Origin of the sequence: Streptomyces sp. NPDC058955 (genome assembly GCF_042741435.1) — a bacterium.
GTDB lineage: Bacteria > Actinomycetota > Actinomycetes > Streptomycetales > Streptomycetaceae > Streptomyces.
Genome location: NZ_JBHYKM010000174.1, coordinates 1 through 12441 on the forward strand (window position 1 = coordinate 1; position 12441 = coordinate 12441).

General features: G+C 72.6%; 9 protein-coding genes. 2 read left to right on the forward strand and 7 right to left on the reverse strand.

Annotation, left to right across the window (positions count from 1 at the left end):
- Window positions 1–111: 111 nt before the first annotated feature.
- The 5 genes from ACFW1I_RS36175 to ACFW1I_RS36195 form a co-directional block, all read right to left on the reverse strand.
- The gene (locus ACFW1I_RS36175) at window positions 112–1578 is read right to left on the reverse strand and encodes an LAETG motif-containing sortase-dependent surface protein (protein WP_384677994.1); all 1467 of its coding nucleotides are present in this window, start codon (window positions 1576–1578) and stop codon (window positions 112–114) included.
- 224 nt (window positions 1579–1802) lie between these two features.
- Complete coding sequence (locus ACFW1I_RS36180; RefSeq protein WP_384677996.1) at window positions 1803–2303, reverse strand: single-stranded DNA-binding protein; 501 nt, start codon at window positions 2301–2303, stop codon at window positions 1803–1805.
- Between the two features lie 193 nt (window positions 2304–2496).
- Window positions 2497–4326 carry a GTP-binding protein gene (locus ACFW1I_RS36185; RefSeq protein ID WP_384677998.1) on the reverse strand — a complete coding sequence of 610 codons (1830 nt, stop codon included), beginning with the start codon at window positions 4324–4326 and terminating at the stop codon, window positions 2497–2499.
- Between the two features lies 1 nt (window position 4327).
- On the reverse strand, window positions 4328–5932 hold the full coding sequence (locus tag ACFW1I_RS36190; RefSeq protein ID WP_384678000.1) for a dynamin family protein: 1605 nt from the start codon (window positions 5930–5932) through the stop codon (window positions 4328–4330).
- Complete coding sequence (locus tag ACFW1I_RS36195; RefSeq protein WP_031010816.1) at window positions 5898–6503, reverse strand: YdbC family protein; 606 nt, start codon at window positions 6501–6503, stop codon at window positions 5898–5900. Before ACFW1I_RS36195 ends, ACFW1I_RS36190 begins: the two co-directional genes overlap by 35 nt.
- 242 nt (window positions 6504–6745) lie before the next feature.
- On the opposite strand from ACFW1I_RS36195, the gene ACFW1I_RS36200 reads away from it, so the two are divergent.
- Window positions 6746–7276, forward strand: a complete 531-nt coding sequence (locus ACFW1I_RS36200) for a TerD family protein (protein WP_384678003.1) — start codon at window positions 6746–6748, stop codon at window positions 7274–7276.
- Window positions 7277–7387: 111 nt separating this feature from the next.
- On the opposite strand, the gene ACFW1I_RS36205 is transcribed toward ACFW1I_RS36200, so the two are convergent.
- Both ACFW1I_RS36205 and nrdR read right to left on the reverse strand, forming a co-directional pair.
- The gene (locus ACFW1I_RS36205) at window positions 7388–10285 is read right to left on the reverse strand and encodes a vitamin B12-dependent ribonucleotide reductase (protein ID WP_384678005.1); all 2898 of its coding nucleotides are present in this window, start codon (window positions 10283–10285) and stop codon (window positions 7388–7390) included.
- Window positions 10286–10459: 174 nt separating this feature from the next.
- On the reverse strand, window positions 10460–10966 hold the full coding sequence (gene nrdR / locus ACFW1I_RS36210) for a transcriptional regulator NrdR (protein WP_319008780.1): 507 nt from the start codon (window positions 10964–10966) through the stop codon (window positions 10460–10462).
- A gap of 435 nt (window positions 10967–11401) precedes the next feature.
- On the opposite strand from nrdR, the gene lexA reads away from it, so the two are divergent.
- Window positions 11402–12190, forward strand: a complete 789-nt coding sequence (lexA, locus tag ACFW1I_RS36215; RefSeq protein ID WP_031010805.1) for a transcriptional repressor LexA — start codon at window positions 11402–11404, stop codon at window positions 12188–12190.
- Window positions 12191–12441 lie beyond the last annotated feature (251 nt).

Here is a 12441-nt window from a genome sequence, read left to right on the forward strand (position 1 = left end):
GCGCGGGGGCGCCGCGCGGGGCGGGCGGGCCCCCCCCCCCGCGCGGCGGGGCGCGCGGGGGCCCGCCCGTCCGGGGGGGGGCCCCCCCCGTGACGTCACGCTTTCTCCTGCTTACCGGCCGGCGGCCTTCTTCTTGCGGAGGAAGAACACCGCGCCGCCGCCGACCAGGACGAGCGCGACGGCGATGCCGGCGATCATCGGGGTGGCGTTGGAGCTGCCGGTCTCGGCCAGGTCACCGCCGGTGGTGCCGGTCGTGCCGGTCGTGCCGGTGGTGCCGGTGGAGGCGTCCGTGGTGGTGCTGGGCGCCGGGGTGGACGGGCTCGCCGAGGGGGTCTCGGACGGGGTGCCGGCCGACGGGGTGCCGGAGGGGGTCTCCGACGGGGTGCCGGTGGACGGCTCCGGGCTCGGGGCGGTCTTGCAGTCGAGGACGCCCTCGAAGGTCTCCGAGAAGCCGTTCGGGCCGGTGATCGTGAAGTTGTACGCCTCGTCCTCGCCGATCGGGAGGGCGATGGTCTTGGTCTCGCCCGCGCCGACCGTGTGCGAGGTGCCCTTCAGGTCGAAGGTCCAGGGCTCGTCGCCGCTGTTGGAGGCGACGATCTCCAGGCCGCCCTTGGCGCAGTCCTTGGCGACCGTTACGGCCGGGACGGGGCCGGTCTTCGCCCAGGTCGCGCCGGCCTTGGCGGTGACGGTGGAGGCGCTGGAGCCGGCCAGGATCAGGGTCTGGGACGGGCCGTCGATGGAGACGAAGGCGCGGCCCAGCGGGACCTCGGTGGTGAGGGAGGCGGTCAGCTCGGCGGAGCCGTCGGCGGTGCCGGCGGGGACGTCGAAGAAGAGCTTGCTGCCGTCGCCGGCGGTGGTGACCGGGTTGCCGGCCTCGTCCACGACCTTGACGCCCTCGGGGGCGCCCGGGGTGAGGGCGACCGAGGTGCCCTCCTTCTTGCTGCTGGTGACGGTGATCGGGCCGAGCTTCTCACCGGGCTTGCCGTTCACCGAGGCGGGCGACAGGGAGAGGGACGCGGTCGGCTCCTCGAGCTTGACCGCCTTCTCCAGGAGGTAGTCGGTCAGCTTCTTGGCGTCGGGGTCGAGCGGGGTCGCCTTGACGCCGTCGGAGAGGGTCCAGATCGCGGCCTGCGTACCGGCGGCGGCGTCACCCTTGGTGAGCGTGGCGCCGATCTTCGCGTTCAGGTCCTCGAGCTTCTGCTCCGGGTAGCCGTTGGTCAGGATCCAGAGGATCTTGCCGGCGTCCGGGTTGTCGTGGAGCGACGACTCGTCCCAGCCGACTTCCTTGTAGTCGTACTCGGTCTTCGCCAGGGTGTAGAGGTCGATGCAGTAGGTGAAGAGGTTTCCGCCGCCCTCGACCTGCATCGTGAAGAGGCCACCGGTCTCGGTGAACTCGTCACCGTCCTCCTCGGTGATCTTGATCGTGCCGACCTCGTCGGTCAGACCGCCCAGCTTCGCCGTGGCACCTCCGTCGGCGAAGGCCGGACCGGCGGTGGCTATCGAGGCGGACGCGACGAGACCGGCGACCAGCGTCGCCGCGGCGAGGCGTGCAGCGCCCGGCCGACGAACTGAAAACATGGATTTCCCCTCCGGGCGAGCGGCTCCGCGAACGTGGTCGATTCGCGTGGGGGGAGCGCTCGCCAGCGCACTCACTGACTCGATGGGCTCACGTGCCTCATGAGTATTCGGGAATCCTAGGGAGGCGGAAGACCCCGGTCCCCGGTCATACGACGAGATAACCATTCCGTCTCGGAATCGTTATACCCCCGGCGAGTTGGTCGACAAATCCCCACGACACAAGGTCAGGGGGCGGTTACCAACCGGTGCGCGGCGGCCGTCCAGGGGTCTTTTCCGTCGGTCGGGACGAGTCCCGGCGGCGCCTCGCGATCCGTCAAGTCGCCCTCCCCCGCGCCCGGAGGAGCCTGTGCGCCGGCCCCCGGTTCGGTCCGCGCGGTCCGGCGGAAGGCCGAGGTGCCCCGGGTCAGGTCGTGGCCGACGGCGACGGCGTCGATGTCGACGAAGGTCTTCCGCTGTCCGTCGCGCTCGTCCTCACGGACCTTCAGCCGGCCGTGCACCACCAGCGGTTCGCCCACCGAGACCGAGGCGGCCAGGTTGGCGCCGAGCGAGCGCCAGGCCGAGACCGTGTAGAAGCTGGTGGCGCCGTCGGTCCAGGCCGCCCGCTCGCGGTCCCACCGCCGGGCGGTCACCGCGAACCGGAAGCGGGCCACCGACCCGGCCACCGTGTCCCGGTACTCCACCGCCGTCGCCACGTTCCCCACCAGCGTCACCGTCGTGTCGTTCATCTCCGTGCCCCTCCCCGGTCCCTGCTTCCGTCCTGGTGGGCACCATGCTGGCGGGCACGCGGAAAGCCCGCCGGCGCCTGTGGACGACCGACGGGCTGTGGACAACTCGACCACCCGGGTGAGGGCTTGACAGCCCACGCGCAAGGGCCGCGGGGAAGGGGCCGGGCGGCTCGCGCGGAGGGCGTCCGCCGTCCTAGCGGAGCCGGGCGCCGGCCCGGGTGGCGCCCAGGCGCGGGCCGGCACCGCGGCCGCCCGCGCCGACGATCCGCGCCGAGGGCCGGGGCCCGGCCACCTTCGCGTACTGCTCGCGCACCTCCCGGTACCGCAGCAGTTCGGCCGAGACGGGGTCGAGGACCCGGGCCCGGCCACAGGCGGCCGCCGCTTCCGCCAGCTTGCGTTCGGCCTCCTGCCCGTACCGCCGGGCCGGTCCCTTCACGGCGCTCTCGCAGGCCCATTCGACCAGCGGACCGCCGACGATCCCGCCCAGCATGATCAGGACCGGGGGCAGCAGCCCCGGCTCCACCACGCCCACGATCTGCCCGACCAGCCAGAGCGCGCCGAACAGCTGAAGGAGCGTCATCAGGGCCTGGACCAGCACGGCGGCCGGCCACCAGGCGGGGCGCGGAGGCCGGGCGGCCGGGTCGCCGAGGGTGACCGTCAGCTCGTCCAGCGCCTCGGGCAGCCCCTCCGCGCCGCGCGTCGCCGCCTCCCGTACGGCCAGGGCCCAGGGCGCGGGCAGCCCCCGTGACGCCTCGTCGGCCACGATCCGCACCGCCTGCTCGACGCGCTGCCGGGCGGTCAGCTCGTCCTCGGCGGGCACCGTGAGCCGCGGATCGGTGGAGCCGTGCCAGCGCTTCCGCTCGTACCAGCGGTGCAGCCGCAGCCAGGGCGAGCCGCAGGCGCGGATGGCGCCCCGCCGCCAGACCCGCTCGGCGGCCTCGCCCGCCGCCTGGGCGCCGACCGCGACGGCGAGCCGGCCCGCGAACTCCTCGCGGCTGCGCTCCCCGAGCCCCGACCGCCCCTCGGCGACGTACGCGGGCCGCAGCCTGGCGGACGCGGCGTCGATGTCGGCGGCGATGCGGCGCTCGGGCGCGGTGCGTTCCTGCACGAACCGGGCGAGGAGTTCGCGGAGTTCGGGCACGCCCTCGCCGGTCAGGGCGGAGACCGGCAGCACGGTGGCGCCGGGCTCGCCGTGCTCGCCGAGGGCCATGCCGTCCTCGTCGAGGAGCCGGCGCAGGTCGTCGAGGACGAGCTCGGTGGCCTCGGCGCCGAGCCGGTCCACCTGGTTGAGCACCACGAAGGTGACCTCGGCGTGCCCGGCGAGCGGCCGCAGGTACCGCTCGTGCAGGGCGGCGTCGGCGTACTTCTCCGGATCGACCACCCAGATGACCGCGTCGACCAGGCCGAGCGCCCGGTCCACCTGCTCGCGGTGGGCGGTGACGGCCGAGTCGTGGTCGGGCAGGTCGATGAGGACGAGGGGCGCGAGGTCGGCGTCGGCGGCCCCGCCCGCGAGGGGGCGCCGCCGCAGCCGCCCGGGCACCCCGAGCCGGTCGAGGAGCCCGGCGGCCCCCTCCGACCAGGTGAGGGCGAGCGGCGCGGAGGTGGTCGGGCGGCGCAGCCCGGTCTCGGAGACGGCGACGCCGGCGAGGGCGTTGAAGAGGGTCGACTTGCCGCTGCCGGTGGCGCCGGCGAGGGCGACGACGGTGTGCCGGGAGGAGAGCCGCTGCCGGGCGGCGGCCTCATCGAGCACCCGCCCGGCCTCGGCGAGGGCGTCGCTCTCGACCCGGGTGCGGGAGAGCCCGACGAGCTCGTGGAGGGCGTCGAGCCGGGTCCGCAGCCCGCCGCCGTAACTCCCGCCGAAGCCCCGGGCGTCCTCGGCCTCGGCCTCGTCCCCGGTCCCGGTCCCGGTCCCTCCGGCGGCCGGTTCCTCGGGGGCGGCCCGCTCGGCGGCCCGCCGGGCGATCAGCCCGTCGTCCCACCGCCGTTCCTCGTCCTGCTCCGTCCTGACCGGCTTCTCGGCCACGTCACTTCTCCTTCTGCAGTACGGAGAGCGCGGCGATCAGCTCCGCCTGCGGCTCGGGGGTGACGTCGAGGGCGTCGAGGGGCGCGAGGCGGCGGTCGCGCTCGGCGTGCAGGACGCGGTCGACGTGGGTGAGGACGAGGTCGCCGCCCTTGTCGCGCAGGCGCAGGGCGGCCTGGGCGCCGAGGAGTTCGGCGAGCCGCTCGCCGGCCGGGCGGGCGCGGCGGCCGCCGAGGAGGGAGGCGGCGAGCAGGGCGGCGACGGTCTCGGCGTCCGGCACGGCGGCGCGGGCGCCCGCGCGCCCGGCGGGCTTCTCCACGGACCGCACCTCGTCCTCGGCCAGCTCCTCCAGGACCCGCCGCCAGCGCCGCACCTCCAGACCGATCCGCTCGGCGACCTCCCGGTCCCCGCCGGCGACGGCCTTGAGCGCGCCGGCGGCCGGCTCGCGGCGGTGGACGTCCCGGATCGACTCCTCGGCGGCGGAGACCGCGCAGTGGAGGAGCGCGGCGAGGGACTCGGTGAGGGCGTCGAGGAGTTCGTCGGCGGTGCTGTCGCGGGGGTAGGCGCGCCAGCGGGCCCGGGCGTCCCCGGCGAGCACGGCCCCCTTCCCGAGCTCCTTCCGCACCCGCGCGGCCTGCCGGCCGTAGGCGGTCTCGACGGCGCCGCCGAGGCGTACGGCGGCGGCGTACTGCGCGGCGACGGCGCCGGCCAGTTCGGGGAGGCGGGTGTCGAGCGAGTCGATGACCCCGGAGGCGGTACGGGAGACGGCCTGCTGGCGCGCGGCCGGGTCCTCGGCCCGGTGCGCGAGCCACCCCCGCAGCGCGGCGACGGCGCTCTCCGGCAGCAGCCCGCTCCCGCCGCCGGTCGACTCGGGCAGCTCGGGGATGGTGAACCGGGGCACGTCCCCGAGCCCGGCCTTGTCGAGCAGCGCCTCGAACTGCCGGGAGACCTCGCCGATCACCTGGTGGGGCACCCGGTCGAGGACGGTGACGAGGGTGGCGTCGTACTCCTTGGCGGTACGGAGCAGGTGCCAGGGCACGGCGTCGGCGTACCGGGACGCGGTGGTGACCATCACCCAGATGTCGGCGGCGCACATCAACTCGGCGGCGAGCAGCCGGTTCTCGACGACGAGGGAGTCGATGTCGGGGGCGTCGAGGAGGGCGAGCCCGCGCGGCAGGGTGGCGGCGGTCTCGACCCGCAGCGCGTTGTCCTCGGCGTCGCCCGCCTCCGCCGGGTGCTCCTCGTCGGCCTGCGGCAGCCAGACCCGGGTGAGCTGCGGCAGCACCCGCAGTCCGGCGAACCAGTGCTGGTCCTCGGGGTGGCAGACGAGCACCGGCGTCCGGGTGGTCGGCCGCAGCACCCCCGCCTCGCTGACCCGCCGCCCGACGAGCGAGTTCACCAGCGTGGACTTCCCGGCCCCGGTCGACCCGCCCACGACGGCGAGCAGCGGCGCGTCGGGGTCCTTCAGCCGGGGCACCAGGTAGTCGTGGAGCTGCGCGAGCCGCGCGGCCCCGGGCGGGCGGGGGCGCGGCCCGGCGACCCCGCCGGGACGACACCGAGCGAGGGCTGAACGCTCAGACGGTCCAGGTGGGTTCGAGCCGGACCACATCACCCGAGAGTGCGGCCACGTCGGCCTCGGTCTGCGCCCGCAGGCCGAGGCGCTCCACCCGCTCCTCGCGGTACTTGCCGTGCTCGGCGACGGAGTTCCAGAGCGAGAGCACCAGGAACTCGTGGCCCGGCGCCTCGCCGAACAGCCCCCGCAGCATGCCCGGGGACCCGGCCATCGCCGGGTTCCACACCTTCTCCTGCATCAGCGCGAAGTGCTCCACGCGCTCCTCGTGGACACGGCAGTGCGCCACCCGCGCCACGTCCGCGTCGGAGAACTTCGGCTCGAAACCGGTCTTCACGTCGAAGCGGTGGTCGAAGAGCTTGACCTGGGCGTCCTTGTAGGTGCCGGACTGCGCCGCGGCCAGCCGGTCGTGCGAGCGGGCCATGAAGGAGTCGTAGAAGGCCCGGCTCTCCCAGAAGGAGAAGACGTGCGCGATCTCGGGACGGGCCCGGCTCCAGCCACCGCCCTGCCCCCGGAAACCCGGCTCCCCGAGCAGCCCCGCCCACTTCCGCTGCCCCCGCTCGAAGCCTCGACGGTCCACGACGGCGCAGCGAATCCACTTGACCAGCACCGCGCCATCGTACGGGTCGGAAGAGCGCCCCGGCAGACCGTCCTCACAGATGGGGGACCCGGCATGATCCCCCGTCAAGCACCCTTCCTTTCGCGCCAGTCGGGCGTCGAGATCCGGCACGTCCCCGCCCGGGAACCGCACTCGGCGGCCGGTGCGGGCCCAACTGTCGTACCTGCGTGACACCATGAAGAAGGACCCGGTGCCAAGGGTCCTCGCGGGGAGACGGGGAAAGGGGAGACACCGTGAGCGGACTCAACAAGGGGGTCGGCAAGGTCGAGGTGGCGCTCAAGTGGGATCCGGCACCGGCCGGCGAGCCGGCGCACGACCTGGATCTGGTCGCCGCCGTCTTCACCGCCGACGACCCCCACGGCACACCCGCCCAGCTCGTCCACTTCGGCAGCCGCTCCCCCGACGGGACGATCACCCTCCACCGTGACAGCCGTACGGGACAGGGCTTCGGCTACGACGAGGCGATGACGCTCGAACTGGACCGGCTGGCCGACCGGTACGTCCGCGTGGTGGTCGGCGTGGCGATACAACAGGGCGGCGGCCGCGTGGTGTTCGGCCGGATCGCCCAAGCCTCCGTCCGGGTCAGCCAGGGGTACACCGAACTCCTGACGGACGACTTCACCGCCGCGTCCGACGCCACCGCGGCGACCGTCGTCGAGTTCGTCCGCGACGCCTCCGCCGGCTGGACCCTCCGCCCGCTGCCGCGGGGCTTCGACACGGACCCGCAGACCTTCGGTTCGCTGATGGGCGCGCCGCGCGTCTGACCCGACTCCCCCGCGCCGGACACGGCGAAGGGGACCGACCGTCGGTCGATCCCCTCCGTCTGCCGCGGACCTGCCGCCGATCACCAGTGGATCAGCGGCAGGTCAGCCGCCTCAGCTGCAGCCGCTGGTCGAGCCGCAGCCCTCGCAGATGTAGCAGGAGCCGGCGCGCTGCATCTTCGTGCCGCAGGAGAAGCAGAGCGGGGCGTCGGCGCTGATGCCGAGCTGCATCTCGACGAGCTCCGCCGAGGTGTGCGCCTGCTTCGGGGCCGGGACCTCGGCCTTGGCGACCGGGGCCGGGGCGGCGACGGCCTTCAGCTCCGTGGCGACCGGGGCCGACTGGGCCAGCGCCTCGACGTCGACGTCGTCCTCGGATTGCTCGTAGGAGCCGGTCTCCAGGTGACGCTGACGCTCCTCGGCGGAGTGGATGCCGAGGGCCGAGCGGGTCTCGAAGGGCAGGAAGTCCAGCGCCAGGCGGCGGAAGATGTAGTCGACGATCGACTGCGCCATCCGGACGTCCGGGTCGTCGGTCATGCCGGCCGGCTCGAAGCGCATGTTGGTGAACTTCGAGACGTACGTCTCCAGCGGGACGCCGTACTGCAGACCGACGGAGACGGCGATGGAGAAGGCGTCCATCATGCCCGCGAGGGTCGAGCCCTGCTTCGACATCTTCAGGAAGACCTCGCCGAGACCGTCGTCCGGGTAGGAGTTGGCGGTCATGTAGCCCTCGGCGCCGCCGACGGTGAAGGAGGTGGTGATCCCCGGGCGGCCCTTCGGGAGGCGCTTGCGGACCGGGCGGTACTCGACGACCTTCTCGACGGCCTCGCGGATCGTCGCCTCGGTCTTCGCGGTCACCTCGGCCTTCTCGTCCTCCTTCTTCTTGGCGGAGAGCGGCTGGCCGACCTTGCAGTTGTCGCGGTAGATCGCGAGCGCCTTGACGCCCATCTTCCACGCCTCGAAGTAGACCTCCTCGACGTCCTCGACCGTGGCCGTCTCCGGCAGGTTGACGGTCTTGGAGAGGGCGCCGGAGATCCACGGCTGGATGGCGGCCATCATGCGGACGTGGCCCATCGCGGAGATGGAGCGCTCGCCCATGGCGCAGTCGAAGACCTCGTAGTGCTCGGTCTTGAGGCCGGGGGCGTCGATCACATTGCCGTGCTCGGCGATGTGGGCGACGATCGCCTCGATCTGCTCCTCCTGGTAGCCCAGGCGGCGCAGGGCCTGCGGGACGGTGCCGTTGACGATCTGCATCGAGCCGCCGCCGACGAGCTTCTTGAACTTGACCAGGGCGAGGTCGGGCTCGAGGCCGGTGGTGTCGCAGGACATCGCGAGACCGATGGTGCCGGTCGGGGCGATGACGGACGCCTGCGCGTTGCGGAAGCCGTTCTTGGCGCCGAGGCGGATCACGTCCTGCCACGCCTCCGTGGCGGCGGCCCAGATCGGCGAGTCCAGGTCGTCCATGCGGACGGCCTTGTCGTTGGCGTCGGCGTGCTGCTTCATGACGCGCTGGTGCGGCTCGGCGTTGCGGGCGTAGCCGTCGTAGGCGCCGACGACCGCGGCGAGCTCGGCGGAGCGCTTGTACGAGGTGCCGGTCATCAGGGAGGTGATGGCGCCGGCGAGCGCGCGGCCGCCCTCGGAGTCGTACGCGTGGCCGGTCGCCATCAGCAGGGCGCCGAGGTTGGCGTAGCCGATGCCGAGCTGGCGGTAGGCGCGGGTGTTCTCGCCGATCTTCTGGGTCGGGAAGTCGGCGAAGCAGATGGAGATGTCCATCGCGGTGATGACGAGCTCGACGACCTTGGCGAAGCGCTCGACGTCGAAGGACTGGTTGCCCTTGCCGTCGTCCTTGAGGAACTTCATGAGGTTCAGCGAGGCGAGGTTGCAGGACGTGTTGTCCAGGTGCATGTACTCGCTGCACGGGTTCGAGCCGTTGATGCGGCCGGACTCGGGGCAGGTGTGCCAGTGGTTGATCGTGTCGTCGTACTGGATGCCCGGATCGGCGCAGGCCCACGCGGCCTCGGCCATCTTGCGGAAGAGCGACTTGGCGTCGACCTCCTCGATGATCTCGCCGGTCATGCGGGCGCGCAGACCGAACTTCCCGCCGGACTCGACGGCCTTCATGAACTCGTCGTTCACGCGGACGGAGTTGTTGGCGTTCTGGTACTGGACGGACGTGATGTCGTCGCCGCCCAGGTCCATGTCGAAGCCCGCGTCACGGAGGGCGCGGATCTTCTCCTCCTCCTTGACCTTGGTCTCGATGAAGTTCTCGATGTCCGGGTGGTCGACGTCGAGGATGACCATCTTGGCGGCGCGGCGGGTGGCGCCACCGGACTTGATCGTTCCTGCGGAGGCGTCGGCGCCGCGCATGAAGGAGACCGGGCCGGAGGCGTTGCCGCCGGAGGAGAGCAGCTCCTTGGAGGAGCGGATACGGGAGAGGTTCAGGCCGGCGCCGGAGCCGCCCTTGAAGATCATGCCCTCTTCCTTGTACCAGTCGAGGATCGACTCCATGGAGTCGTCGACGGACAGGATGAAGCAGGCGGAGACCTGCTGGGGCTGCGGCGTGCCGACGTTGAACCAGACCGGCGAGTTGAAGCTGAAGATCTGGTGGAGGAGGGCGTAGGTGAGCTCGTGCTCGAAGATCTCCGCGTCGGCGGGCGAGGCGAAGTAGCCGTAGTCCTCGCCGGCCTTCGTGTAGGTCTTCACGATGCGGTCGATGAGCTGCTTGAGACCGGTCTCGCGCTGCGGGGTGCCGACGGCCCCGCGGAAGTACTTGCTGGTGACGATGTTGACCGCGTTCACCGACCAGAAGTCGGGGAACTCGACGCCGCGCTGCTCGAAGTTGATCGAGCCGTCGCGCCAGTTGGTCATGACGACGTCACGGCGCTCCCAGTTCACCTCGTCGTACGGATGCACGCCGGGGGTGGTGTGGATGCGCTCGATCCGCAGGCCCTTGCTCGCCGCCTTGGCTCCCTTGGTGCGGGAACCACGTGCCGGGCCGCTCGCCGTCTCTGTCATGCCGCCTCCCATATACGGGCAAAACACCCTTTGGCGCCCAGATAATCCCAGAGCACCGTCGTCTGTACTACGTTCTGTACTGCTTGACCCACGGGCAGCGCACAGGTCGCCCGGGGCAGGTCTTCACGGCCGTACCACGGCCGGTGGCCGGGCCCATGCAGGCCCGGGCCGCCGTCAGTCGGCGGCGCCGGCGGGAACGGGCACCTCGGGGGCACCGGTCCCGCCGTTCTCAGCGGGAGGCCGCACGCGGAGTTCCGCGATGGCGGCCTCGAAGTCCTCGAGTCCCTCGAAAGCCTTGTACACGGACGCGAAGCGCAGGTACGCGACGAGGTCGAGCTCCTGCAGCGGTCCGAGGATGGCCAGACCCACGTCGTGCGTGGTCAGCTCGGCACTGCCGGTGGCGCGCACCGCCTCCTCGACCCGCTGGCCGAGCTTGGCCAGGGCGTCCTCGGTGACCGGTCGCCCCTGGCACGCCTTGCGCACGCCGGAGATGACCTTGGTACGGCTGAAGGGCTCGGTGACGCCGGAGCGCTTGACCACCATGAGCGAACAGGTCTCCACCGTGGTGAAACGGCGGGCGCAGTCGGTGCACTGGCGGCGGCGTCGGATCGACGTGCCGTCATCGGTGGTGCGGCTGTCCACGACCCGGCTGTCGGGGTGCCTGCAGAAGGGGCAGTGCATCGGTTACGACCCTCTCCTCATGGCACGACTGAACAGCCTCGCGAGGCCCGTCAAGGCCCTCGAAGCGACCACCAGCATAGGCGATGGACGGCGCCCCGGCAGACCGGGGACCACTATCCCTGGGTGGCCGATGACATCCAACCACTAGATCTTGGGTTGGGGACGTTGCGACACCCCCGCGTGTCGCGGGGCCCCCGGAGCCGCGCCCGTGCTCCGCGGATGGGAGACTGGGAGGGCGCGCCGGGGCCCGGGAACCCAGCCGCGAAGGCTACCGTAAGGGCGGGGCCAGCCCCTCTGGCCCCAGCCCCATACACCCCCACCCGCGCACCCGTAGGGCAATCTGCGGATTTTCACTCGAACGTGTGTTTGGCGCAACCTTTCGAAAGCTACTACCGTTGTGCCAGCCAGGGAGACCATTCGAGAGGGGCCGACGACGTGACCACCACCGCAGACAGCGCCACCATCACCGCCCAGGACCGCTCCCAGGGCCGACTCGAGCCGGTGCACGCGATGAACGACACAGCCATGAACGGCGAGGAGCCCGGGCGCCCCGCCCGAGCCCTCCCCGGCAGGCCGCCAGGCATCAGGGCCGACAGCTCCGGTCTCACCGACCGCCAGCGCCGGGTCATCGAGGTCATCCGCGACTCGGTCCAGCGGCGGGGCTACCCGCCGTCGATGCGCGAGATCGGCCAGGCGGTGGGCCTGTCCAGCACGTCGTCCGTGGCCCACCAGCTGATGGCCCTGGAGCGCAAGGGCTTCCTCCGCCGCGACCCGCACCGCCCGCGGGCGTACGAGGTCCGCGGTTCGGACCAGCCGAGCACCCAGCCGACCGACACCACCGGCAAGCCGGCCGCGTCGTACGTGCCCCTGGTCGGCCGGATCGCGGCCGGTGGCCCCATCCTGGCCGAGGAGTCCGTCGAGGACGTCTTCCCCCTCCCCCGGCAGCTCGTCGGCGACGGCGAGCTCTTCGTCCTCAAGGTCGTCGGCGACTCCATGATCGAGGCCGCCATCTGTGACGGCGACTGGGTCACCGTCCGCCGCCAGCCCGTCGCGGAGAACGGCGACATCGTCGCCGCCATGCTCGACGGCGAGGCCACGGTCAAGCGCTTCAAGCGCGAGGACGGGCACGTCTGGCTGCTGCCGCACAACGCCGCGTACCAGCCCATCCCCGGTGACGAGGCGACGATCCTCGGCAAGGTCGTCGCCGTTCTGCGGCGGGTCTGACCCACCTCGCCGGCTCCGACCGGGCCCCGGGAACCACTGCGCCGGTCCCGGGGCCCGCTGTACGTCTCGCGCTCCTGGCTCGCCTCCGGCCCCGGCATCCGCCGGGGCCGTGGTGCGTCCACCCCCGGGCCTCAGGCCCCCTCCGCCTTCGCGGGGGGGGGGGTGCGGGGCCCGCGGCGACGCGCACCGGTGTGGGCGCGGCGGGTAATAGTATTGGGGCGGGGGGGCCGGCGATATCGAGCGGTCACGGC

What these genes read in the sequence shown, in the direction of transcription:
- ACFW1I_RS36175 (WP_384677994.1), bottom strand. Translation starts at nt 1,578, where the DNA reads ATGTTTTCAGTTCGTCGGCCGGGCGCTGCACGCCTCGCCGCGGCGACG.
- ACFW1I_RS36180 (WP_384677996.1), bottom strand. Translation starts at nt 2,303, where the DNA reads ATGAACGACACGACGGTGACGCTGGTGGGGAACGTGGCGACGGCGGTG.
- ACFW1I_RS36190 (WP_384678000.1), bottom strand. Translation starts at nt 5,932, where the DNA reads ATGTGGTCCGGCTCGAACCCACCTGGACCGTCTGAGCGTTCAGCCCTC.
- ACFW1I_RS36205 (WP_384678005.1), bottom strand. Translation starts at nt 10,285, where the DNA reads ATGACAGAGACGGCGAGCGGCCCGGCACGTGGTTCCCGCACCAAGGGA.
- nrdR (WP_319008780.1), bottom strand. Translation starts at nt 10,966, where the DNA reads ATGCACTGCCCCTTCTGCAGGCACCCCGACAGCCGGGTCGTGGACAGC.